Source organism: Amycolatopsis sp. NPDC005003, assembly GCF_053600695.1.
This window is the reverse complement of sequence record NZ_JBSGAI010000054.1, coordinates 1-23,382: the sequence shown is the minus strand read 5'-3', so window position 1 is coordinate 23,382 and position 23,382 is coordinate 1. Positions and strand designations below refer to the sequence as shown.

Here is a 23,382-nt window from a genome sequence, read left to right as displayed (position 1 = left end):
AGTTGTGGCCCGCCGGACACAGCAAAAGCGGCACTTTCCCGGGGAAAGTGCCGCTTCGTGCCGCAAACCTCAGGGAGCGGTCCAGCCGCGCTGGTCGCCGCCGGACCGGGAAGCCCCGTTGAGGCGCATCTTCGCCGCCTCGGCCCGCTCGCGCTCGGCCAGCTCGGCGTGCAGCTCGCGCAGCAGCGCCCGGTCGCGCTCGCTCAGGCTCGGGTCGTCCAGGTCCAGCGCCGGCAGCTCGACGACCTCGTGCATCGACGGCTTGCCCGCGGCGATCTCGCGGCCCTTCTCCGGGTCCTCGGCCAGCGCCTGCCGCAGCTGCGCCACCTCGGCCGGGGTCAGGTCGGCGGTGCGCTCCGCCCGCGTCTCCGACCGCGCCTTGCGGGGCGGCTCGGCGGCCGGCGGCGAGACGATCGGCACCACCGGGGCGACCGGCTCGGCCGGCGCCGTCGTGGTGCTGCTCGACCGCATGCTGTGCCGGCTGCCCGATTCCGCGACCGGCTCCGAGCTCACCGGGGCCGACGGCTTGGCGGGCTCGGGACGGTACGTCGACGCGGGCGCCGACGTGCTCCCGGTCACCCAAGCCGGCGACGCGGCGGCCGACGCGGCCTGGTGGTACTCGGAGTGCGCGACGCCCGGACCGCTGACCTCGACGACCGAGTGGATCCCGGCCCGGCGCAACGCCGTGTCGACGCGGAACGCGACGGCCGGCGGGTTGCCCTCCGGCCCCAGCTCGACGAGCACCACGCGCTGCGGCAGCGCACCCGGCACGCTGCCGGCCGGGGTGTTGCGCCACACCGCGTGCACCGAACGGACGTCCGGCAGCACCTGCAGCGTGCGGTCGAGCGCCTCGGCGATGCCGAACTCCGGCGCGTTCTCGCCGCTGAACCGGTGCGTGTTGACCGGCTCGGCCTCGTCGACCAGCAGGTCGTTCGCCAGCGTCGCGTCCGACCGGCTCATCTCGAGGACCAGCGCGAGCTCGCGCTGCTCGGCGGAGCTGACCGGGATCCGGCCCGCGATGAGCGTGCCGGTGGTCAGCTCGACCGCCTCGTCGATGTGGGCCCGGGCGATCAGCTCACGCGCTTCGGTGAGCGCGCTGTCGTCGATCCGGCCCGCCAGGGCCAGCAACAGGTTGTGCAGGCGCAGGGGCACCGAGAACCCGTCCATGGGCGGGCCGTCGTGGACCTCCACCATTGCCTTGCTCCCTCCCAGCTCGCTGGCGGGCGAGCGTTATGCGGCTACTAGCCGGGACCCCGCCACGGCGCCCACGCAGACCAGCTCTGAGTCGGCCAGCGCGGCCCGGTGGTACCCCGGCAGGTCGAAGCGCGGCGGGATGACTTCGACGCTGGGCTCTTCGTCGCCCAGGACCCGCAGCACCCGCTGCAGTTCGCCGGTCAGCCTCGGCAACCCCGCCTGCGCGGTGATGAGCAGGACGCGCTTCGCGGTCCCCTGCCCGACCACACCGACGTGTCGCCAGCTCTGCCGCACTTCCCCCACGTCCGGGCGACCGCGCAACGTTGCGTGGATCAACACGGACACGGAGTCGACCGAGTTAACCCATTCGGGCGCACTCGACGTGAATGTGTACCGGTTCTCGGTGACGTCGTCTACCCCCAGCGTCGAACTGACCTGATGCCAGTCGGCGCCGTGCGGGATCAGACCGGCCACGAGCAGCCGGTACTCCGTTTGGTCGAGGTCGATCCTGTGCTTAAGCAAAGACCTCGGCAGGGTCCGGGCGAGAGTGCCCATGGCGCCCTCGCCGAGCCAGTCGCGGAACCGCCACAGCAGCTGGTCGGGCAGCCGCCCGGCCAGCCGGAGCAGCAGCTCGTGGGTGGACTGCTCGATGTCCGGGTCCATCACTGCACCTCCACGATCAGTTCGACCTCCACCGGCGAGCCGATGGGGAGCTCCGCGACGCCGACGGCCGAGCGGGCGTGGACACCCGCGTCGCCGAAGACCTCGCCGAGCAGTTCGGACGCGCCGTTGACGACCGCGGGCTGACCGGTGAAGCCCTCCGCGGAAGCCACGAAGCCGACAACCTTGACGATCCGCGCGACGTTGTCAATGCCGACCAGTGCGTGCACGGCCGCGAGCGCGTTGAGCGCCGACGTGCGGGCGTGGCCCTTCGCCTCTTCGGGGCTGATCTCCGCGCCGACCTTGCCGGTCGCGGCGAGCACGCCGTCGACGAAGGGCAGCTGGCCGGAGGTGTAGACGTGCTTGCCGCTCTGGACGGCGGGCACGTACGCGGCCAGCGGGGCCGCGACGCCGGGCAGCTCGATGCCGAGCTCCTTCAGCCGTTCGCTCCAGCTCACCGGGTCAGCCCTTCGGACGCTTCAGGTAGGCGACGTGCTGCTCGCCGCTCGGGTTCGGCAGCACGGTGACCAGCTCCCAGCCGTCCTCGCCCCACTGGTCGAGGATCTGCTTCGTGGCATGGATCAGCAGAGGGACGGTGGCGTACTCCCACTTGGTGGCGCTCATAGCCGGGAGCGTAGCCAAGCGGGCAAGGGCGCCGGGGACGGCCGCCGGAAAACGGATGGCGACGCGCCGGGCTGTGGTCCATCTCACGCCCGGCCACCGCTAGCGTGGGTGCGTGGAAACGTGGCGGGTGATCGCGACGGCGTTGCTCGCGGCGGCCGGGCTGCCGCTGGTGCTCGTCGTGATGGCGAAGGTGCGCGACCGGACGCAGAGTTCCGGCCAGGTCGCGCTCGGCGGGGTGATCACCTTCACCCTGCTCGTGGTCGTGGGCGTGCTCACCCTGACCGTGCTGCCCGGCCTCGTGAGCTGGGCACTCGTCGCGGCCGTCGCCGCTGCGGCAGGCGTCATGCTGCTGGCCAGTTGAGCGCTGAATTAGGGTGCAGAAGTGACCATTTCCCATGCCGGCTGGACCGACGAGCTTGCCCGCGCCCGGCTGCACTTCGTCACCGGCAAGGGCGGGACGGGCAAGACGACGCTCGCCGCCGCGCTCGGCCTCGCGCTCGCCCGCGAAGGCCGTCGGGTGCTGCTCATCGAGGTCGAAGGCCGGCAGGGCATCGCCCAGCTCTTCGACACCGAGCCGCTGCCCTACGCCGAGCAGCGCATCGCCGCCGTCCCGGGTGGGGGCGAGCTGCGCGCGCTGCACATCGACGTCGAAGCCGCGCTGCTCGAGTACTTCGAGATGTTCTACAACCTGGGTTTCGCCGGCCGGACGCTGCGGCGGATGGGCGCGATCGAGTTCGCGACCACGCTCGCGCCGGGCCTGCGGGACGTCCTGCTCACCGGGAAGATCAAGGAGTGCGTCGGCCGGACCGAGTCCGACGGGCGGCACACCTACGACGCCGTCGTCGTCGACTCACCGCCGACCGGCCGGGTCGTCAAGTTCCTCGACGTCACCAAGGCCCTGACCGACCTCGCGAAGACCGGCCCGATCCGCGGCCAGGCCGACGGCGTCGTCCGCCTGCTGCACTCCGGGGAGACCGCCGTGCACCTGGCCACGCTGCTGGAGGAGATGCCGGTGCGCGAGACGGTCGAGGCCGTGGCCGAGCTGGACGGCGCCGACCTGCGCCCGGGCGCGGTGCTGGTCAACCGGGTCCGGCCGCCGCGGCTGCCCGCCCGTTCGGTGACCGCCGCCGCCGACGGCCGCGTCGACGCCTCCCGCGTCCGCGCCGGGCTCGCGTCGGCCGGGCTGAAACTGCCGGAAGACACCTTGGACGCGCTCGTGGAAGAGACTGTCGAACACGCGGTGCGGGTCGCCGCGGAGCAGCGGGCCCGCGAGCAGCTCGCCGAGGCGGACCTGCCGACCCTCGAGCTGCCGGACGTGACCGACGGCATCGACGTCGCGGCCCTCTACGACCTCGCCGAGGCCCTGACCGACCAGGGGGTGCGGTTGTGACCACCATCGACATCGACGCGCTGCTCGACGCCCCGGAAAGCCGCGTGATCGTCTGCTGCGGCTCCGGGGGCGTCGGCAAGACGACCACGGCCGCGGCGCTGGCCCTGCGCGCGGCCGAACGCGGCCGCCAGACCGTGGTGCTGACGATCGACCCCGCGCGCCGGCTGGCCCAGGCGCTCGGCCTGCGCGAACTCGGCAACCACCCGAAGCAGGTGCAGGTCGAGGGGTTCGAGCCGAAGGGCGAGCTCTGGGCGATGATGCTCGACATGCGCCGCACGTTCGACGACATGGTGCGCGTGCACGCCGGCCCGGAACGCGCCGAGCAGCTGCTCCAGAACCCCTTCTACCAGACGATCTCCACGTCGTTCTCCGGCACGCAGGAGTACATGGCGATGGAGAAGCTGGGCCAGCTCGCGGCCACCGGCGAGTGGGACCTGATCATCGTGGACACCCCGCCGAGCCGGTCGGCGCTGGACTTCCTGGACGCCCCGACCCGGCTCTCGAGTGCGCTGGACGGCCGGATGATCCGGCTGCTCACCGCCCCGGCGAAGGCCGGCGGCTGGGGCCTGCGCAAGGTGGTCAACGCCGGGTTCTCGATGTTCGCCAAGGCGGTTTCGACGATCATCGGCGGCCAGCTGCTGACCGACGCGTCGGCGTTCATGCAGGCCTTCGACAGCATGTTCGGCGGATTCCGCGAGCGCGCCCGCAAGACGGCGGAGCTGCTGCGCTCCTCCGGCACGTCGTTCCTGGTGGTGGCCGCGCCGGAGCCGGACGCGCTGCGCGAGGCGTCCTACTTCGTCGAGCGCCTGTCGGCCGAGTCGATGCCGCTGGCGGGGCTGATCGCGAACCGGACGCACCCGGTGCTGGCGAAGCTCTCGGGCGCGGAGGCGCTGGCGGCGGCCGAGTCGCTGCAGAGCGCTCCCCTGGCCGAGGCGGTGCTGCGGCTGCACGCCGACCGCGTCGAACTGGCGGCGCGCGAGGAGCGGCTGCTGGCGCGGTTCACCCGGGCGCACCCGGAGGTGGCACTGGCGAAGGTGCCGGCGCTGGCCGGCGACGTGCACGACCTTGACGGCCTGCGCGACATCGGCGTGAAGCTCGCCGGCTGAGCGGTACGGGCGGCGCGGCAGCAGGACCGCGCCGCCCGCAGCCGCTCAGCCGACCTTGACCCGCTCCGTCGCGTCCCGCTTGGCCGCTTCGAGCAGATCGGCCCAGCTCACGACGTCGGGACGGCGGCGCAGCAGAGCCCGCCGTTCCCGCTCGGTCATCCCGCCCCAAACGCCGAAGTTGATCCGGCCGTCGAGCGCTTCGGCGAGGCATTCCGTGCGGACCGGGCAGCCCATGCAGACGGCTTTCGCCCGGTTCTGCTCCGCACCCCGGACGAACAGGCCGTCCGGATCGGCGTCCCGGCAGGACGCGTTGATTCGCCAGCTCGACTGGTTGGTTTCCATACCCCCAGCTCCCTACCCTGGTGATCGACGCACCAGCGGGGGAAAGGCACTGCGCTCCCTTGCCCCCGCGAGCGTGTCTCCCTCAGCTCACGTCGGTTACCCGGGCACCTCCCCGGTGCCGGTGCCGCTGAACGGAGCAGGCGAGCTCCCACTCGCGTTGATCCATCCGACGGCTTGTCTTCGTGAGACGTTGACGGACTGTAGGGGCCTTCGGTTCCCCCCGTCGAGACCCAGGATGCCTTCCGTTACCAGTTGTCACCGAACGGGGTCTGTTTTGTCACTGATTTCACACCGTCGGAGACACGGCGTCACCGGCACCTGATCCGTTCCGGGTAGCCTGGCCCTCGTGCGAAAAGCGGATGGTTTGTTCAAGCTCATCGGCCTCTGTCTGCTCGCGGGGGTACTCGTCGCCGGCATGCTGTTCCCCGTCGTGGGTGCCGCCGGTGTGATGTCCAACCAGGCCAGCGAGACGGTGGAGAAGACCTCCAGCGACCTCGCCGACATCCCGCCGCCGCTCGTGACGACCGTCACGGACAGCGCCGGCTCGCCGATCGCCACCCTGTACAGCCAGTACCGGCTGCCGATCAACCCGGACCAGATCAACGAGGCCACGAAGTGGGCACTGGTCTCGGTCGAGGACAAGCGGTTCTACGAGCACCACGGCGTCGACTGGCAGGGCACGCTGCGCGCGGCCGTCAGCAACAGCACCGGCGCCGACACCCAGGGTGCCTCGACGCTGACCCAGCAGTACGTCAAGAACTACCTGATCAACGTGGTCTACCGGACCGACCAGATCGGCCAGAAGAAGGCACAGGAGCAGTCGATCGCCCGCAAGCTCAAGGAAGCGCGGATCGCGATCCAGCTCGAGACGAAGCTGACCAAGCAGCAGATCCTGGCCGGCTACCTCAACATCGTCGAGTTCTCCCGGCAGATCTACGGCATCGGCGCGGCCGCGCACGCGTACTTCGACACGACCCCGGAGAAGCTCACCGTGCCGCAGGCCGCGATGCTGGCCGGCCTGGTGAACAACCCGATCAACAACGACCCGTGGAACCACCCGGACAAGGCCACCGCGCGCCGCAACCTGGTGCTCGACCGCATGGTGGACAACAAGAAGCTGGCGAAAGCCGACGCGGACCGCTTCAAGGCCGAGCCGCTGGGCGTGGTCCCGGACGCCCCGAAGAAGCCGGCGGCCAACTGCATCGGCGCGGGCGCCGAGGCCGGCTTCTTCTGCCAGTACGTCGAGGACTACCTGCTCAAGTCCGGCGCGATGACCAAGGACCAGCTCTACTCCGGCGGCTACACGATCAAGAGCACGCTGGACCAGCGGGCCAACCACGAGGCGAAGGTTTCGGCGGAGGCGCAGGTCAAGAAGACGCAGCCGTACGTGGCGAACACGTTGTCGCTGGTGAAACCGGGCAAGGACCGGCACGAGGTGGTGGCGCTGGCCTCGAACCGCGACTACGGACAGGACCAGAACGCCGGGCAGACGACGTACGCACTGCCCACCGGCGTGTACAACACCGGTGGCGCGGGTTCGACGTACAAGATCTTCACCAGTGCGGCCGTCCTCGACAAGGGGCTGGCCGGGATCTACTCGTCGGTGGACATGCCGGACACCTACACCTCGCGCTTGTTCACCACCGGCAAGGGCGGGTGCAGCACCACGCCGACGGGCAAGCCCAACACCTACTGGTACTGCGTCGGAAACGCGGGCGACTACAGCAAGGCCGCGGCGAACGCGACACTCCAGACCGCCCTCGCGACGTCCCCGAACACCACGTTCCTGGAACTCGAGGACCGGCTCGGCAGCACCGGCCCGGCCATCGACATGGCCAAGCGGCTCGGCATGCGCGACACGATGGCGAGCACCACCGGCGGCGGCACGGTCGACCCGAAATCCCCGGACGCCAACAAGCGGGTCAGCCAGGCGGAGGTCTACGGGCCCACCGGCAACAGCCCGGGCTACGGTGCGTTCACCCTTGGCTTCAGCCCGCTGAGCGGGCTCGAACTGGGCAACGTGGCGGCGACCATCCTGTCCGGCGGTGTGTGGTGCCCGCCCACGCCGATCGCCGCGGTGACCGACCGCAACGGGGCACCGGTGTCGGTCAAGGAAGCCCCGTGCGAGCAGGCGGTGCCCGAACCGCTGGCGAACACCCTCGCCGTCGGGATGAGCAAGGACGACCAGCCGGGCGGCACGTCGAACCGCGCGGCGGCCGACGTCGGCTGGAACCGGCCGATGATCGGCAAGACGGGCACGACCCAGGGCAACGTCTCGGCGACGTTCGTCGGCGGCACCCCCCAGCTGGCGGGCGCGGCGATGACGTTCAAGTTCGGCGGCGGCCAGGGCGGGATCTGCGACGCCGGCCCCGGCAACGTCCGCGTCTGCCCGAGCGGCAACATCTTCGGTGGCAAGGCGCCGGCCCGCACGTGGTTCGGTGCGATGAAGAACATCATGGAAGGTCAGCCACCCGCGGATCTGCCGCAGCCGGATCCGCGGTACATGGGCGGTGGCGAGCGCTAGGTCCGACGCGGAAGCGGGGCGGGAGGTGCGGAACCTCCCGCCCCGCTCAGCCTTGCGTGGACAGGATCTGCTCGTTCCACCAGTAGTAGAGCTGGTCCAGTTCGTCGGCGTTCGTCACCTTCGCCGACTTCAGCAGGCCGGCCATGAGGTTGTGCGCGTCCGTCCACACGAGCATCGCCGGGTTGCCGAGGTAGCAGGTCAGGTACTCGCCCGGCACCGGGCTGCGTTTCTCGGCGCGGTAGTAGGTGCCCCAGATCTTCGGCGCCTTCAACGGACGGCAGGCACCCTGGGCGTCGTTGCGGGTCAGGCCCTGTGATTTCACGATGTTCTGGAAGAACGCGTCCATCGCCGCCGCGTCGGCGAAGCGGAGGAAGCGGGCGCCGGTCGGCTGCTTGAAGACCACGTTCCCCGACGGCGTGTCGCCGACGTTCGAGTCCACGCATTCCACCGCGGCCACCGCGCCGGCGTCCGGCGCCGCGTCGGCGCAGGTGGCGTTTCCGCGGTACGCCGTGGGCAGGGCGGCGGACAGCTTGCTGTCGTGCGCCGGCTTCGATTCCGATGTGGACGGCCGGTCCGCCGACGTCTCCGGTGGCGGTTCCGTGACCGGAGCCGAGCTCTCGCCGGTGGTCGTGGGATTCGACGGGCCCGGCCCGGCCGTCTGCGCCGCCTTGTCCCGCGTCACGACGTAGGTGATCACCAACGCCACCACGACGATTCCCGCCAGCACCGCGCACAGCGCGATCCACCGGTTCCGCGGTGCCTTCGGAGCCTGCGCCGGCGGTGATGCCGGGGCGCGGGGCGGAACACCCGGCGGGCCGGTGAACGGACCCGGGCGCGGCGCCGTCGGGACCGGCGTCGCCCGCGTCGGGGTGGCCAGGCCCGGCAGGGTCTTCTGCCACGTCGGGAGCGGGGGCGCCGGCGCGGTCACCGCGGCGCGGACGGCGTCGGCGAACGCCCCCGCCGTCGGGTACCGGTCCGCCGGGTTCTTCGCCATCCCGCGCGCCACCACGGCGTCCAGCGCCACCGGCAGGCCCGGCCGCGCCCGGGAAAGCACCGGCGGTGGCGCGGTCAGGTGCGCGCCCATCTGCGCGGCCGCGCCCTCGGCCGGGAACGGGCGGTGCCCGGTGAGGCACTCGAAGAACACGCACGCCAGCGCGTAGACGTCGACCAGGCCGGTGATCGGGGCGTCGCCGAAGCGTTCCGGCGCCATGTAGTCGAGGGTGCCGATCACGTTGCCGGTGCCGGTGATCGACGTCCCTTCGGCGGTCATCGACCGCGCGATGCCGAAGTCCACCAGGTACACGAAGTCCGCGCTCGTCACGAGCACGTTCGACGGCTTGACGTCCCGGTGCACCAGGCCGTCCGCGTGGGCGGCGTCGAGCGCACCCGCGACCTGGGCCACGATCCCGGCCGCCCGCGCCGGGTCGAGCGGCCCGTCCGCCAGCAGTTCCTTCAGGTCGCGACCCTCGACGAGCCGCATGTCGAGGTACAGGCGGCCGTCGATCTCGCCGTAGGCGTGGATCGGGATCACGTGCGGTTCCCGCAGCCGGGCGACGATCTGCGACTCGCGGCGGAACCGCGCGCGGAAGGCCTCGTCGGCGACGAACGGCTCGGACAGCAGCTTCAGCGCCACGACGCGGTCGTGCGCGGTGTCGTACGCGCGGTGGACCTCGCCCATGCCGCCGCGGCCGAGCAGGCCTTCGATCCGGTACGGCCCGAACTGCTCCATCGTTCTCCCCAAGCCCCCCGGCCTGATTTCCCGTGTCCGGGCCGACGCAGATGCTAAGCGGCAGGTTCCCCGAAACGGCGGTGAAGTCACCCAACCGTTGAGCACGTATCCTGGGTGCTGTGAGCACGCTCAGTAACACACGCACGTCGGGGGCGACGGCGGCGCGCCTCGCCGCGGGGACGCTGGCGCTCGGCGCCGCCACGCTCGGTTACGCCGTCGGGATCGAACGGCGCCGCTGGACCCTCCGCACCGCCGAACTGCCGGTGCTGGCGCCCGGCTCGCGGCCGTTCACCATCCTGCACGTCTCGGACCTGCACATGCTGCCCGGCCACCACAGCAAGCAGCGCTGGGTCGCCGCGCTCGACGAGCTGAACCCGGACCTGGTCGTCAACACCGGCGACAACCTGTCGCACCGGACGGCCGTCCCGGCGGTGCTGCGCGCGCTGGGCCCGCTGCTCGACCGGCCCGGGGTGTTCGTCTTCGGCAGCAACGACTACTACGCGCCCAAGCCGAAGAACCCGGCCCGCTACCTGATGCCGCAGGGCAAGAAGAAGCGCATCCACGGCGTCCAGCTGCCGTGGCGCGACCTGCGCGCGGCCTTCGTCGAGCACGGCTGGACCGACCTGACACACGTCCGCCGCACGATCGACGTCGGCGGGCAGCGGGTGTTCGCGGCCGGCGTCGACGACCCGCACCTGCGCCGCGACCGCTACACCGACATCGCGGGCCCGGCCGACAGCGGCGCGGCCGTCCGCCTCGGCGTCACGCACTCGCCGGAGCCGCGGGTGCTCGACACGTTCGCCACGGACGGTTACGACCTCGTCCTGGCCGGCCACACCCACGGCGGCCAGCTCCGGCTGCCGGGTTATGGCGCCATCGTCACCAACTGTGACCTGGATCGCAGCCGGGCCCGTGGTGCCTCGCGGTGGGGTGCGCACATGTGGCTGCACGTCTCGGCCGGGTTGGGGACGTCGCCGTGGGCGCCGGCCCGGTTCGCCTGCCCGCCGGAGGCGAGCCTGTTGACGCTGGTCCCGCGCGGATCGGGGTCTTCGGAGCCCCATAAGTCGGCCCCCCGTAAAGCCCGCGACAGCGTCCGCTAGACTTCTCCACGACCCGTTAAGCAGTACCTCGGGGTGTGGCGCAGCTTGGTAGCGTGCCTCGTTCGGGTCGAGGAGGTCGTGGGTTCAAATCCCGCCACCCCGACGAGTAAGAGCCGGTGTCTTCGGACACCGGCTCTTCTGGTTTCAGGGTCTGGTCGCCGTCACCTCGACCCAGCACTGGCTGAAGTCCCCGTCACCGCCGCGGGTCCAGACCCACGCCGACCGGGCCGCGCTCGCCAGCTGGTCGCGGTCGCGGGCGTACGCCGGGTCCGCGATCGCCGCGTCGAGTCTCGACTCCACGTACTTCGCCAGGTCGCGGTAACTCATGTCCTCGCGGTACTTCGCCCGCGACGCCACCTCCGTGAAGCCCGCCCGGACGCACTCCTCCGCGATGTTCCGGCCGGCGAACGGGTTGCCGCCCGCGCGGCGGCGCAGGAGGTAGTGCCCTCTCAGCGCCGCGTCGACGTTGGCCGTCTTCGGCCGCAGGCGGGCCTTGCTCCAGTCCGATGTGGACAACGCCAGCTTACCGCCGGGGCGAAGCACCCGGCGCAGCTCCGCCAACGCGTCCGCCGGAGACGAAAGGTGTTCGAACAGCGCGTGCGAGAACGCCACGTCCACGCTGCCGTCCGCGAACGGCAGGTCGTACGCCGAGCCGACCACGAAGTCCACTGTGGACCTCCCGGCGCGGCGGGCCGCCTCGCGGGCGCGCGCCACCTGGCCCGCGTCGCGGTCGACACCCGTCACCCGGGACTCGGCGGCCAGGCCCAGGGTGATCGAGCCGGGGCCGCAGCCCAGGTCGACCACCCACATGCCCGGCTTGAACAGGGGCTGGGCGAACGTCGCGCGCTCCGCCGCCGTGCGCGCGGACATCATCGACACCGCGTCTGCACCGTAGCCCGGCGCGTAACCCTCCAGCACCCCGCACACAGTACGGCCAGAAGGTGGCAGGATCGAGGGGTGAGCACGCAGTCAGCCAACCAATATCCGCCCGCGGTGGTCCCGGACCGGCTGTTCGAAGACGCCGAAGCCGAAGCCCGCTGGCGCGCCCGCTTCCACGCCCCGCGCATCTCCGTGCCCGAGTGGGCCCGCGACGCCCCCGAAGCGAACGTCTACGTCTCCAACGCCAGCGGCGTCTGGGAGGTCTACGCCTGGAACCGCGCGACCGGCGAGCACCGCCGCGTCACCGACCGGCCCAACGGCACCATGCACGCGACGCCGTCCCCGGACGGCGAGTGGATCTGGTGGTTCGACGACACCGACGGCGACGAGTTCGGCTCCTGGGTCCGCGAGCCGTTCGCCGCGACCGAGGGCAGCAAGCCGGAGAAGGCCGTCCCGGACGTCCACGACGGCTACCCGGCCGGCCTCGAGATCGGCACCCGGCTCGTCGCGGTCGGCGTCTCGACCGACGACGGCAGCGAGCTGTTCGCCAGGGCCGGCGGCGAGACGCGCCGGTTCTACAGCCACCCGGACGACGCCGGCATCGCGTCCCTGTCCCGCGACGAGAGCCTGATCGCGATCTCGCACTCCGAGCACGGAGACTCGCGTCACCCCGCGCTGCGGGTGCTCGCGACCGACGGGTTCGGGACCGTCGCCGAGAAGTGGGACGGCGAGGGCAAGGGCCTCTCCGCGCTCGAGTTCTCCCCGCTGCCCGGCGACCAGCGGCTGCTGGTGCTGCACGAGCGCCGCGGCCGCGAGGAGCTGCTCGTCTGGGACGTCCGGGCCGACACGGAGACCGAGATCGAGCTCGACCTGCCCGGCGAGGTCGTCGCGGGCTGGTACCCGGACGCCCGCGCCCTGCTCGTCGTCCACTTCCACGAGGGCCGCAGTTCCTTGTACCGCTACGACCTCGACACCGCCGAACTGTCCTCAGTGGACACGCCGGCGGGCCGGATCGGCGGCGCGGGCGTCCGCCCGGACGGCACGGTCGAGTACTCGTGGTCCAGCGCCGCCGAGCCGGCCGCGGTGCGGGCCCGGACCGCCGATGGCACCGACTCGATCCTCCTGGAACCGCCGGGTGAGCGGGCGCCGGGCTCGGAGCCGATGACCGACGCGTTCGTCGAAGGCGTCGGCGGGCGGATCCACGCGCTCGTCTCGCGGCCCTCGAACGCGCCCGACGGGCCGCTGCCCACGGTGTTCTCCCTGCACGGCGGCCCGCACGCGGCGGACGAGGACCGCTTCTCCGCCTACCGCGCGACCTGGCTCGACGCCGGGTTCGCGGTGGTCGAGGTCAACTACCGCGGCTCGACCGGCTACGGCTCGGCCTGGCGCGACGCCATCGAGGGCAGGCCCGGCCTGACCGAGCTGGAGGACGTCGCCGCGGTACACGACTGGGCCATCCAAAGTGGACTCAGCGACCCGGCGAAGTGCGTCGTGAACGGCGCTTCGTGGGGCGGCTACCTGTCCCTGCTCGCGCTCGGCACGCAGCCGACGCGGTGGGCGGCGGGCGTCGCCGGGGTGCCGGTGGCGGACTACGTCGCCGCGTACGAGGACGAGATGGAGCAGCTGCGCTCGTTCGACCGCGCGCTGTTCGGCGGTTCGCCGGAGGACGTGCCCGCGGTGTACCGGGAGTGCTCGCCGATCACGTACGTCGACGCCGTGACGGCGCCGGTGCTCGTGCTGGCCGGCGACAACGACCCGCGCTGCCCGATCCGCCAGATCGAGAACTACCTCGACCGGCTCGGCGGCCGCGACCTGCACCACGAGTTCTACCGCTACGACGCGGGCCACGGCTCGCTGGTGATCGCCGAGACGATCAAGCAGACCGCGATCGAGGTCCACTTCGCGCAGCGGGCCCTCGGCCTGCGCTGACACTTCGCCGGGAGGCCGCTCCGGCCTCCCGGCGGGTTCAGCGGTCCGAGTACAGGACGCCGCCGGAAGCCCAGTGGTCGGCGCCGATCTCGACCAGCGTCACCTGGACGCCTTCGGGCTTGCCGCCGCAGGTGCGGACGAAGGCGTCGGTCAGCTCACGGACCAGGGCGCTCTTCTGGGCCGGGGTACGGCCGGGGAACATGGCAACGCTGATCATCGGCATGAGACGCAGCCTAGAGCCCCCGGTTCACCGTCTGAAGCTTGGTGACGGCAGCCGCGTCGCCCTCGAACTCGAGGTGAACGGCGTCCCGGCCGAAGACGAACAGCAGCAGGTCCACCGGCTCCCCGACGACGGTCACCGGATCGGGGCCGGTCTTGACGGCGGCCTCCCGGCCGTCCGTCGTGCGCAGCGTCACGCCGACGGGTGACTTGCGGAGGTTCAGCTTGGCGGCCTGCTTCACCGACTTCCAGGCGGCGGCGTCCCGGGTCGGGTCCGCGGGCCGCGGTTCCCAGCCGTCCTGCGCGCGCCGGACGTCTTCGTGGTGGACGAGGAACTCGGCGGTGTTGGTCAGTTCGTCGAGCGGGCCGATCGCGGTGGGCCAGAACTTCGACGGCCCGGTGCGCACCTGCTCGACCAGTCGCGCCCACGGCTTCGCCGCGTAGCGCTCCTGGACTTTCTGCGTGTACCCGGCGAGCGCGGGCACGACGATCCCGGGAGCGGCGTCCGCCCGGTGCTCCCGCACGACGAGGTGCGCGGCGAGATCGCGCGTGGTCCAGCCATCGCACAAGGTCGGCGCATCCGGCCCGAGTTCTTCGAAGAGCGCGCTCAGCGCCCGGCGTTCGTCAGCAGCGACACCCATGTGAGCGAGGTTACCCGCCGGTAGACGGCCTTGGCGACGAGAAGAGACCACGGGCACGCGCCCCAGCCCGTAACTCGCGTGATCGAGCCCGGAACTCGCGTGATTGCGCACGTGACTCGCGTGATCAGGGGCGTTCCGGCTCCGATCACACGAGTTACGGACCGGATCACGCGAGTTCCGGATTCAGTGGTGGAAGGCGGTCGCTTTCGAGGGGTCCTTCGGGCGGCCGCCGAGCTGCTCCAGCTCGGGGAGGACCCGTGCGAAGTCCGCCAGCAGCAGGTCCGCCAGGTCGTGCGTGAAGCCGTTGCGGACCACGATGCGCAGGACCGCCAGGTCCGTCCGGTTCTCCGGGAACGTGTACGCCGGCACCAGCCAGCCCCGCTCGCGCAGCCGGCGTGACACCTCGAAGACGTCGAACCCCGCGTCCGGGCGGGTCGTGACCGCGAACACCGGCAGCTGGTCACCTCGCGTCAACAAAGAGAACGGCCCGAGGGCGGCGATGCCGGACGACAGGTGCATGGCGACGTCCCGCGAAGCCTGCTGCACCGCCTCGAACCCGGAGCGCCCGAGCCGGACGAACGTGTAGTACTGGGCCGCGACCTCGGCACCCGGGCGGGAGAAGTTCAACGCGAACGTCGGCATGTCGCCACCGAGGTAGTTCACGTTGAACACCAGCTCGGACGGCAGCGCGGCCTTGTCGCGCCAGAGCACCCAGCCGACGCCCGGGTACACCAGCCCGTACTTGTGGCCCGACGTGTTGATCGACGCCACGCGCGGGAGGCGGAAGTCCCACTCCAGGTCCGGGTCGAGGAACGGGGCGATCATCGCGCCCGAAGCGCCGTCGACGTGCACCGGGATGTCCCATCCCGACCGCGACTGCAGGGCGTCCAGGGCCGCCGCGATCTCCGCGACCGGCTCGTAGCTGCCGTCGAACGTCGAGCCGAGGATGGCGACCACGCCGATCGTGTTCTCGTCGCAGCGGGCCACCGCCTCTTCGGCCGTGAGGTGGTAGCGGTCGCCCTCCATCGGGACCAGCCGGGGCTCGACCTCCCAGTACTCGCAGAACTTCTCCCAGCAGACCTGGACGTTCGCGCCCATCACCAGGTTCGGCTTCCCGGTGCGGCCGAGCTTGGACCAGCGCCGCTTCAGCGCCATCCCGGCGAGCATGCAGGCCTCCGACGACCCGGTCGTCGAGCAGCCCATGACGTCCGCCGGGTCGGGCGCGTGCCACAGGTCGGCGAGGATGTTCACGCAGCGCCGCTCGAGCTCGGCCGTCTGCGGGTACTCGTCCTTGTCGATCATGTTCTTGTCGACGCACTCGGCCATCAGCTCGCGGGCCTGCGGCTCCATCCACGTCGTGACGAACGTGGCGAGGTTGAGCCGCGCGTTGCCGTCCAGCATCAGCTCGTCGCGCACGAGCTGGAGCGCGGTGTCCGGCGGCAGCGGGTCGTCGCGCAGCTTGTCGTGCGGCATGACGAACGACGCCGCGAGCGCCGGGTTCGTCCCGGCGTAGAACGGATTCGTCCCGGCCGCGCGGTCCGGGCGGCCGGCGTTCCCCTGATGCAAGACCATGCCACCGAAGGTACTGGCGCGCACCGACGAAAAAGGGCCGTCCCGTCCGGAACGGCCCTTTCGTGGCGGGAAGTCAGGCCTGCTGCGCCTGCCACATCCAGTGCGCCTCTTCGAGCGCCCGGGTGATCTCGATCAGCAGGTCCTGCGTGACCAGGTCGCTCTTGTCGGTCTCGTCGATGCGCTGGCGCAGCCGCTCGATGAGCGCGGCCAGGATGTCGACGATCGCGGCGACCGTGGACTCGACCGACTGCCAGTTGTCCGGGTACTCGGGCACGCCCGAGCTCTCGACGACGGTCTTGGCCTTGCCGTTCGGCGAGACGCCGATGGCGTTGGCGCGCTCGGCGACCTCGTCGACGTACTGGCGCGCGGTGTTCACCAGCTCGTCGAGCTGCAGGTGCGCGCTGCGGAAGTTCGGCCCGACGACGTTCCAGTGCGCCTGCTTCGCGATGAGGGACAGGTCGACCAGGTCGACCAGCGTCGCCTGCAGGGCGTTGCCGGTGATCTCCTTGTCGGCCTCGGAAAGCGGGCTCTTGATCGGAGACTTGCTCATCTCTGGTGATCCTTTCCTCGGACTGGTTCGGAGTGGGGTCAGACGGTCGCGGAGAGGGCGACCTCGATGTTGCCGCGGGTGGCGTTGGAGTACGGGCACACCTGGTGCGCCTGCTCGACCAGCTGGTCGGCCTGGGCCTGCTCGAGACCCGGGAGCGAGACGTTCAGCGCGACGCCGAGGCCGAACCCGACCTCCTGCTTGAGCACGCTGACCTCCGCGGTCACGGTCGAGCCGGTCAGCGGGACCTTGGCCTGGCGCGCGACCAGCTGCAGGGCGCTGTGGAAGCAGGCCGAGTAGCCGGCGGCGAAGAGCTGCTCGGGGTTGGTCTTGTCGCCGCCCGGGCCGCCCATCTCCTTGGGGACGGCCAGCGACTCGTCGATGACGCCGTCGGAGGACGTCACTTCGCCGTTGCGACCGTCGCCGCGTGCCGTCGCCACCGCGGTGTAAAGCGCCTGACCCATGCTCAGCCTGCCTTCTGTCCCGGACGCCCCACAGCGGGCGTCTCACTGGGCACAACATCCCGCACCCGCGGAACGGTGCCCCCACATGGCAGGCATCACGTCATAATTGTTACCCGGCGGCGACCGGGCGAAACGTCATGCGGTGCGCGTCACCGCGAATTCCGCGACCTGCCGCCCGATCAGGCGAAGGGTGCGGACGCTCTTCTCGTCGGAGGCGCCGCCGGCCTCGTCGAACTTGGTCTCGGCCGAGTTGATCGAGCCGCCCAGCGGGGTGGCCCAGCCGCGCAGGGCGTGCGTGATCGTGCGGAGCTGCTCGAGCGTGGTCACCGCGGCCTGCCAGCCGTAGGCGACGGCGGCGAGGCCGACCGCGCGGCCGTCCAGGTACGGGCGGTCGTCCTCACGCAGGTCCTCGACGTAGTCCAGGGCGTTCTTGACCAGGCCGGACAGCGCGCCGTGGTAGCCGGGCGAGACGACGATCAGCCCGTCGGCCGCCCGGATGGCCTCCACCAGCCGGGTGGCGCGCTCGTCGCGTTCGGGCACACCGGCGTCGTAGAACGGCAGCACGAGCTCCGGGCCGGGGATCAGCCGGGTCCGGACGCCCACCTCCGCGGCGCCCTCGAGCGCGATCTGCAGCGCACGTTCGGACTGGGAGCCCTCGCGCAGAGAGCCGCCGATCCCGAGCACGTTGATCGTCCTGGCTGAAGTCACGTTTTCAGGCTAACCCCTCTACTTAACTGGAGGACCAGACTGTGAGACCGAGGTCCTGGTCACAACTGGACCAGCTACCTACTGGCAAGTAACGTCCAGGGCACGCTCTCACGCTGATGGAGGAACCATGGCGATCCCGCTCCCGGTCCGTGCCCAAGCGGCGGCGTCGCAGCTCGCGTTCTGGCTGCCCACCCCGGTGCGGCGGGCCGTCGCGGGCCGGACCGTCCGCATCGACGGCCAGGACCTCGCGCTCGACGCCCAGCTTCTCCTACGGCTTCAAAGGATCGCTCGAGCGGAGCTCGTGCAGGGCTCGGTCGAGCAGTCGAGGGCCCTGCTCGACGCCGGGCGGCACCTGGTCAGCGGCAAGCCGATCGAGCCGGTCTCGGTGCGGGAGATCGCGGTGCCGACCCCTGACGGCGACTTGCCGGCGACGCTGTACACGCCGGTCGGGTTGCCCGAGGCGTCGCCGCTGCTCGTGTTCTTCCACGGCGGCGGCTGGGTGATCGGGACCCGGGCGAGCCACGACAACGCCGCCCGCTTCCTGGCCAAGCACGCCGGGGTGCGGGTGCTGTCGATCGAGTACCGGCTGGCCCCGGAGTTCCCGTTCCCGGCGGCGACGGAGGACGCGCTGGCGGCGTTCGAGTACGCGGTGGCGAAGGCGGGCGACCTGGGCGCGGACCCGGCGCGGATCGCGGTGGGCGGCGACAGCGCGGGCGGCAACCTCGCCGCGGTGACAGCCCAGCAGGCGGTGCGCCGCGGCGGCCCGGTGCCGGCGTTCCAGCTGCTCATCTACCCGGCGACGGACTTCGCGCGGCGGTACCGGTCGCAGGACCTGTTCGCCGAGAACCTGTTCCTGACGGACGTGCACATGAAGTGGTTCGAGGGGCATTACGTGCCGGAGGGCACGGACCTGACGGACCCGCGGTTGTCGCCGTTGCACGCGGAGGATCTCAGCGGCCTGCCGCCGGCCTTGGTCGTGACGGCGGGGTTCGACCCGCTGCGCGACGAGGGTGAGGCGTACGCGGAGAAGCTGCGCGAAGCGGGGGTCGAGGTGGCGTTGCGGCGGCACGAGGACCTGATCCACGGGTTCATCAACTTCACCGGGGTGGGCACGCGGTTCCGCGAGGCGCTGGCGGAGATGGCCGGCGCGCTGCGGCAGGGATTGTCCAAAGTGAACTGAGCTGACGGGCACCTTCCGCTCGCCACTCGCGGGGAAGGTGCCCGTCAGCCCGGCTCGGCCGGAAACGACCCGGGGCCCGGCGCGGAGGAATGTCCGCGGCCGGGCCCCGGGCCCCCCGGTTTCCTGCGGTGGCTACGACCCTGGAACCGGCAGCGGTGGCAGCGGCAGCGGCGGCACCGGCAGGGCGCCGAGCAGCCCGCCCAGGATGCCGGTGAGGGCACCCAGCAGGGCCTTGAGGAGGTCGCTGACGATCTTCAGCGGACCGGGCAGGTCCGGGATGGGCGGCAGCGGCAACGGCGGCAGCTGGCGCGCCTTCGCCGCCGGGTCGGCCAGCAGCCGCGTGGACTCGTCGGCGCGGCCCTTGGCGAGGCCGGCGAGCTGCCCGGTCTCGGTCTGGATCGTGTAGCGCTTGCCGGCCGCGATGTCCGCGAGCACCGGGCTCAGCTGACCCAGGTCCGCCCGCGTGGCGCCGACGTCGCCCGCGTAGGCCACCTTGGTGAGGTCGTCACGCATCTGGAGCACCTGCGCGGCGAGGGCCTGGGTGCTGGAGGAACCCTTGCCCCCTTGCGGGCTCGCCGACGCGATCCCCGCCGTCGCCACCGCCAGCAGACTGCCGGCGGCTACCAGGGCGATGGCTCGCCCGAACTTGGCTTTCATTCCTTACCTCCTGGCCTCGGGAGACCTGACGGGTTAAATCGATACCCCCCGTGTCGGAGATAAGCCACCCGATCACCGGTTCGGGATGTTTAACACCCTTACGTGCCGGATCTGAATGAAGCGAACTGGCCCGCATTGGATTAACCGCAAAACCTTGCCCATCCCTCTGAAGATCATCCTGACCGATTCCGAGGATCACCGCTGGTAGCTTTCGTCCACTATGGAACGTCCGGGTAACCCACACGAGTGTAAACAGTGATCATTTAGCTTCATCACTCCGTCGGACAGCGTGTCCCGACTGCTCCAGATGGGTCGTCCCCCACGCTCGCACCGCCACCCACACGGTTTCCCCCCGAGGTGGAAGCGGGAATGCGAAATCAATTCCGGAATTCAGAGCGGCAGGCCCGCGTCCAGGTGGGCGACGGCCTGATCGATGACCACGAGCGTGTCGGCCTCCGGGTCCGCCGCGGCGCCGAGGAAAGCGGCCAGCACCACGCCGACCACCGCGCCGGCCCAGTTGCGGACCTCGAAGTCGTCCGCGGCCCGGCCGGTGCGCCGGGCGGCCAGCCCGGCCAGCACGTCGATGCCCTCGGCGAACTTGTCCATCACCGCACTGCGCAGCTCCGGCTCCCGGAACACCAGCGCCTGTCGCTGGCGTTCCCGCTCCCACTCCCCGGCGGGCAGCTGCTCGCGGATGAAGTCCATGGTCGCCCGCAGGGCGGCGATCGGGCTCAGCTCGGGCGGCTGCGCGACCGCGGCCTCGATGAGCAGCGGGTCGAACGGGTCGTAGAGCACCGTCGCCTCCTTCGTCGGGAAGTACCGGAAGAAGGTGCTGGGTGAGATCTCGGCGGCGGCCGCGATCTGGTCGACCGTCGTCGCGCTGTAGCCCTGCTCGTGGAACAGCCGCAACGCGTGCCGCTGGATCGCGGCACGCGTCCTGGCCTTCTTGCGCTCTCGCAGTCCCGTGGGCTCAGCCGGCGACGACGTCATGCTCCGATTCTCGCGGCTGGGCCCCGGCCACCGTCCGGCCGGGCAGGAACACCAGCGCGAGCAGCGCCCCGGCGACACCGAGGCCGGCGCACACCCACAGCGTCGCGGCCATCCCGTCGGTGAACGCGGCCCGCGCGGACGCGGCCAGCCCGGGCCGGTGGAGCTGCCCGGCGACGGCGACCGCCGCGGAAGCACTGCCGCGCACCGCCTCGGCGACCGGCGCCGGCAGGCCCGTGACGTCGACGCCGCCGCGGTAGCCGCCGTTGAGCACCGTGCCCAGCACCGCGACCCCGATCGTGCCGCCGACCTGGCGCAGCACCTGGATCAGCGCCGAGCCGGCCCCCGAGCGGCCCTCGGTGAGCGCACCCATCGCCATTGTCATCAGCGGCGGCAGCGTGGCGCCGGTGCCCAGGCCGATGACGAGCTCCCAGCCCACGGTGGCGCCGTAGCCGCCCGACGGCGACGTCGTCGAACCCCAGGCCAGCCCGCCCGCGAGCAGCACGAACCCGCCCGCGACGACCGCGCGCACGCCCAAGACGGCCACCAGCCGTTCGGCGATCTTCGCCGACACCAGCATCCCGCCGATCAGCGGCAGCAGCCGGACGCCGGTCTGCAGCGCGTCCGCGCCCTGCACCGCCTGGAACAGCTGCGGCAGCACGAACAACAGGCCCATCAGCGCGAAGGACGCCACCGTGGCCAGCACCGCGCCCCAGACGAACCGCGGTTCGCGGAACAACGCGAGGTCGGTGAGGGGTGCGGCCACGCGCGTCTGCGCCCAGCAGAACACCGACAGCAGCCCGGCGCCCAGTGCGATCAGGCCGAACGTCACCGGATCGGTCCAGCCGTGCTCGCCGGCGTGGACGAACCCGTAGGTGAGCGCGACCAGCCCGGCCGTCGAGAGCGCGATGCCCGGGAAGTCGATCCGCCCGCCGCCGGACCCCGGCGTCAGCGGCACCAGGAACAGGACGGCGACGACGCCGACCGCGGTGAGCGGGACGTTGATCAGGAACACCGAGCCCCACGCGAAGTGGTCGAGCAGCCAGCCGCCGAGCAGCGGCCCGAGCGGGATGCCGGCGAACATCGCCATCACCCACGTCGTCAGCGCCTTCGCCCGCTCCTGCGGCGGGAACAGGACGTTCAGCAGCGAGAGTGACAGCGGAATGAGGAAAGCGGCGCCGACGCCGAGCCCGACGCGGGCGGCGATCAGCTCGCCCGGCGAACCGGCGTAGGCGCACCACAGCGAGGCCAGCCCGAACACCGCGAGCGCGCCGAGCAGCAGTTTCTTCGGGCCGAACCGGTCGCCGAGCAGGCCCGCGGGCAGCAGCAGCGCGGCCAGCGCCAGCGTGTAGGCGTTGCCGAACCACTGCAGCTGCGTGGTCGTGGCGCCGAGGTCGACGGCCAGCGTCGGGACGGCGACGTTGAGCACGGTCAGGTCGAGGCCGATGGTCAGCAGGCTCACCGCGAGCGCACCGAGCGCCCACCACCTGCGGGGGTGTCCTTGAGTCATAGCGACTCCTATTTGGTAGTGACTACCAAGTGAGAGTAGCTCTCATAATATTCCGGCGCCAGGGGTGCCGGCGCGGAAATATGTTGCACGCGCGTACCACCTTGGGTTCTCATCGAGGACGTGCCACTGCAGCCGTACCGCCGGGTGCTCTCCGTGCCCCGCGTCCCCTCGACGATGGCCCTGATGTTCCTGGCGCGTCTCCCGATGACCATGAACGGCGTGCTGATGACGCTGTACATCGTCACCGGGCTCGGCCGGGGCTACGGCGCCGCCGGGCTGGTCGGCGGCGGCGTCACGCTCGGGATGGCGCTCGGCGCGCCGCTGCTCGGCCGCTGCTTCGACCGGTACGGGCTGCGCCCGGTCGTCGCGGTCTGCGGGATCGGCACGACGGTGTTCTGGATCGCCGCGCCGCACCTGCCGTTCGAGGCGCTCGCCGTGGTCGCGGTGCCGGCCGGGATGCTTTCGGTGCCGGCGGGCTCACTGGCCCGGCAGGTCCTGGCCACGCTCGTGCCGCTCGAGGAGCGCCGCGCGGCCTACTCCCTCGACACCATCTCGATCGAAGCGACGTTCATGATCGGCCCGGCGGCCGGCATCGCGGCCATCACGGCGTTTCCCCCGACGTGGACGCTGGCCGCGCTCGGCCTGCTGTTCGGCGGCACGGCGTTCCTGATCTGGCTGGTCGACCCGCCGATCCGCGACGGCGCCGGCAAGGCGGAGGAGCTCGGGCCCCGGCCACCGCTGCGGAGCTGGCTCACCGGACGGCTGGTGGGGACGCTGCTGATCGCGGGCGGCGCGCTGTTCGTGCTCGTCGGCACCGAGCTGGCGACGCTGGCGGCCCTGCGCGCGAACGGCGACCTCGGGGTGACGGGGCTGGTCATCGCGGTGATGTGCGCGGCGTCGATCCTCGGCGGCATCGTGCACGGCGCGGTGAAGCGGTCGCTGCCGCAGGGCGTGCTGATGCTGCTGCTCGCGCTGCTGGTGGTGCCGGTCGGCCTGGCGGACCACCCGTGGTGGCTGCTGACGCTGGTGCTGATCCCGACCAACCTGCTGTGCGCGCCGACGCTGGCGGCCACGACCGAGACGGTCAGCCGCCTCGCCCCGGCGCAGGTCCGCGGCGAGGCGATGGGCCTGCAGGACGCGTTCACCCGGTTCGGCCTGGCCGTGGGCGGCCCGGTGGTCGGGTTCGCGATCGACCACTCGAGCCCGGAGTGGGGTTTCGCGGCGGCCGGGCTCGGCGGCCTGGTGATCGCCGCGGCCGGCCTGCTGCGCCGCCGCACCCCGGCCCCCGCCCCGGAACCGGAGCTGGCCGAAACCCGCACCTAGCGAATCTGCCGCGGCAGTCGTGAGTGGTAATTAGGGTTCTAAACCCAAATTACACTAAAGAACCGGCGCCGGGGGCGGGGGATCTGTATGCGGCGCG

General features: G+C 71.6%; 24 protein-coding genes and 1 tRNA gene. 9 read left to right on the top strand and 16 right to left on the bottom strand.

Features of this window, described 5'->3' with window-relative positions:
- Positions 1-69 precede the first annotated feature (69 nt).
- From ACWED2_RS41080 to ACWED2_RS41065, 4 genes are read right to left on the bottom strand one after another with little or no spacing between them, the layout of a single operon-like run.
- Positions 70-1,194, bottom strand: coding sequence for a hypothetical protein (locus tag ACWED2_RS41080; protein ID WP_449695922.1), 1,125 nt, complete (start codon positions 1,192-1,194; stop codon positions 70-72).
- A gap of 36 nt (positions 1,195-1,230) precedes the next feature.
- Complete coding sequence (locus ACWED2_RS41075) at positions 1,231-1,857, bottom strand: hypothetical protein (protein ID WP_449695921.1); 627 nt, start codon at positions 1,855-1,857, stop codon at positions 1,231-1,233.
- The gene (locus tag ACWED2_RS41070; RefSeq protein ID WP_284745151.1) at positions 1,857-2,312 is read right to left on the bottom strand and encodes a RidA family protein; all 456 of its coding nucleotides are present in this window, start codon (positions 2,310-2,312) and stop codon (positions 1,857-1,859) included. The genes ACWED2_RS41075 and ACWED2_RS41070 overlap by 1 nt, the downstream gene beginning before the upstream one ends.
- 4 nt (positions 2,313-2,316) lie before the next feature.
- Positions 2,317-2,478, bottom strand: a complete 162-nt coding sequence (locus ACWED2_RS41065; RefSeq protein ID WP_003068074.1) for a DUF4177 domain-containing protein — start codon at positions 2,476-2,478, stop codon at positions 2,317-2,319.
- 112 nt (positions 2,479-2,590) lie between these two features.
- Here ACWED2_RS41065 and ACWED2_RS41060 point away from each other — a divergent pair, with 112 nt between their 5' ends.
- From ACWED2_RS41060 to ACWED2_RS41050, 3 genes are read left to right on the top strand one after another with little or no spacing between them, the layout of a single operon-like run.
- A complete protein-coding gene (locus ACWED2_RS41060) occupies positions 2,591-2,839 on the top strand; it encodes a hypothetical protein (RefSeq protein WP_449695920.1) in 249 nt (82 codons plus the stop codon).
- A gap of 21 nt (positions 2,840-2,860) precedes the next feature.
- Complete coding sequence (locus ACWED2_RS41055; RefSeq protein ID WP_206789486.1) at positions 2,861-3,868, top strand: ArsA-related P-loop ATPase; 1,008 nt, start codon at positions 2,861-2,863, stop codon at positions 3,866-3,868.
- Positions 3,865-4,974, top strand: coding sequence for an ArsA family ATPase (locus ACWED2_RS41050; protein WP_449695919.1), 1,110 nt, complete (start codon positions 3,865-3,867; stop codon positions 4,972-4,974). Before ACWED2_RS41055 ends, ACWED2_RS41050 begins: the two co-directional genes overlap by 4 nt.
- 45 nt (positions 4,975-5,019) lie before the next feature.
- On the opposite strand, the gene ACWED2_RS41045 is transcribed toward ACWED2_RS41050, so the two are convergent.
- Entirely contained in the window at positions 5,020-5,316 is a 297-nt protein-coding gene (locus ACWED2_RS41045; protein ID WP_091319017.1) for a WhiB family transcriptional regulator, read from the bottom strand.
- 346 nt (positions 5,317-5,662) lie between these two features.
- On the opposite strand from ACWED2_RS41045, the gene ACWED2_RS41040 reads away from it, so the two are divergent.
- Entirely contained in the window at positions 5,663-7,840 is a 2,178-nt protein-coding gene (locus ACWED2_RS41040) for a transglycosylase domain-containing protein (RefSeq protein ID WP_449695918.1), read from the top strand.
- 46 nt (positions 7,841-7,886) lie between these two features.
- Here ACWED2_RS41040 and ACWED2_RS41035 read toward each other — a convergent pair whose 3' ends face one another.
- A complete protein-coding gene (locus tag ACWED2_RS41035; protein WP_449695917.1) occupies positions 7,887-9,569 on the bottom strand; it encodes a protein kinase domain-containing protein in 1,683 nt (560 codons plus the stop codon).
- Positions 9,570-9,688: 119 nt separating this feature from the next.
- On the opposite strand from ACWED2_RS41035, the gene ACWED2_RS41030 reads away from it, so the two are divergent.
- Both ACWED2_RS41030 and ACWED2_RS41025 read left to right on the top strand, forming a co-directional pair.
- Entirely contained in the window at positions 9,689-10,669 is a 981-nt protein-coding gene (locus ACWED2_RS41030) for a metallophosphoesterase (protein ID WP_449695916.1), read from the top strand.
- A 29-nt stretch (positions 10,670-10,698) separates the two neighbouring features.
- Positions 10,699-10,772, top strand: a tRNA-Pro gene (locus ACWED2_RS41025).
- 41 nt (positions 10,773-10,813) lie between these two features.
- Here the strand turns inward: ACWED2_RS41025 and ACWED2_RS41020 are convergent.
- Positions 10,814-11,587: a class I SAM-dependent methyltransferase gene (locus ACWED2_RS41020; RefSeq protein ID WP_449695915.1), complete on the bottom strand. Its 774-nt coding sequence runs from the start codon at positions 11,585-11,587 to the stop codon at positions 10,814-10,816.
- A gap of 39 nt (positions 11,588-11,626) precedes the next feature.
- On the opposite strand from ACWED2_RS41020, the gene ACWED2_RS41015 reads away from it, so the two are divergent.
- On the top strand, positions 11,627-13,477 hold the full coding sequence (locus ACWED2_RS41015) for a prolyl oligopeptidase family serine peptidase (RefSeq protein ID WP_449695914.1): 1,851 nt from the start codon (positions 11,627-11,629) through the stop codon (positions 13,475-13,477).
- 37 nt (positions 13,478-13,514) lie between these two features.
- On the opposite strand, the gene ACWED2_RS41010 is transcribed toward ACWED2_RS41015, so the two are convergent.
- The 6 genes from ACWED2_RS41010 to ACWED2_RS40985 all read right to left on the bottom strand — a co-directional run bounded on the left by ACWED2_RS41010 (position 13,515) and on the right by ACWED2_RS40985 (position 17,604).
- Positions 13,515-13,700 (bottom strand): tautomerase family protein, encoded by a 186-nt coding sequence (locus ACWED2_RS41010; protein WP_191312711.1) that lies wholly within the window; start codon positions 13,698-13,700, stop codon positions 13,515-13,517.
- Between the two features lie 10 nt (positions 13,701-13,710).
- Positions 13,711-14,337, bottom strand: a complete 627-nt coding sequence (locus tag ACWED2_RS41005; protein WP_449695913.1) for a TIGR03085 family metal-binding protein — start codon at positions 14,335-14,337, stop codon at positions 13,711-13,713.
- Between the two features lie 183 nt (positions 14,338-14,520).
- Positions 14,521-15,909: a glutamate decarboxylase gene (locus ACWED2_RS41000; RefSeq protein ID WP_449695912.1), complete on the bottom strand. Its 1,389-nt coding sequence runs from the start codon at positions 15,907-15,909 to the stop codon at positions 14,521-14,523.
- Between the two features lie 73 nt (positions 15,910-15,982).
- The gene (locus ACWED2_RS40995) at positions 15,983-16,459 is read right to left on the bottom strand and encodes a Dps family protein (RefSeq protein WP_449695911.1); all 477 of its coding nucleotides are present in this window, start codon (positions 16,457-16,459) and stop codon (positions 15,983-15,985) included.
- A gap of 38 nt (positions 16,460-16,497) precedes the next feature.
- Positions 16,498-16,920 (bottom strand): organic hydroperoxide resistance protein, encoded by a 423-nt coding sequence (locus ACWED2_RS40990; protein WP_449695910.1) that lies wholly within the window; start codon positions 16,918-16,920, stop codon positions 16,498-16,500.
- Between the two features lie 135 nt (positions 16,921-17,055).
- Positions 17,056-17,604 carry an NADPH-dependent FMN reductase gene (locus ACWED2_RS40985; RefSeq protein WP_449695953.1) on the bottom strand — a complete coding sequence of 183 codons (549 nt, stop codon included), beginning with the start codon at positions 17,602-17,604 and terminating at the stop codon, positions 17,056-17,058.
- A gap of 151 nt (positions 17,605-17,755) precedes the next feature.
- Here ACWED2_RS40985 and ACWED2_RS40980 point away from each other — a divergent pair, with 151 nt between their 5' ends.
- The gene (locus ACWED2_RS40980; RefSeq protein ID WP_449695909.1) at positions 17,756-18,808 is read left to right on the top strand and encodes an alpha/beta hydrolase; all 1,053 of its coding nucleotides are present in this window, start codon (positions 17,756-17,758) and stop codon (positions 18,806-18,808) included.
- Positions 18,809-18,940: 132 nt separating this feature from the next.
- On the opposite strand, the gene ACWED2_RS40975 is transcribed toward ACWED2_RS40980, so the two are convergent.
- The 3 genes from ACWED2_RS40975 to ACWED2_RS40965 form a co-directional block, all read right to left on the bottom strand.
- Entirely contained in the window at positions 18,941-19,465 is a 525-nt protein-coding gene (locus ACWED2_RS40975; RefSeq protein ID WP_449695908.1) for a hypothetical protein, read from the bottom strand.
- Positions 19,466-19,855: 390 nt separating this feature from the next.
- On the bottom strand, positions 19,856-20,455 hold the full coding sequence (locus ACWED2_RS40970) for an acyl-CoA-like ligand-binding transcription factor (RefSeq protein WP_449695907.1): 600 nt from the start codon (positions 20,453-20,455) through the stop codon (positions 19,856-19,858).
- Entirely contained in the window at positions 20,436-21,962 is a 1,527-nt protein-coding gene (locus tag ACWED2_RS40965) for a DHA2 family efflux MFS transporter permease subunit (protein WP_449695906.1), read from the bottom strand. The genes ACWED2_RS40970 and ACWED2_RS40965 overlap by 20 nt, the downstream gene beginning before the upstream one ends.
- 183 nt (positions 21,963-22,145) lie before the next feature.
- On the opposite strand from ACWED2_RS40965, the gene ACWED2_RS40960 reads away from it, so the two are divergent.
- Entirely contained in the window at positions 22,146-23,285 is a 1,140-nt protein-coding gene (locus tag ACWED2_RS40960) for an MFS transporter (protein WP_449695952.1), read from the top strand.
- Positions 23,286-23,382: the final 97 nt, after the last annotated feature.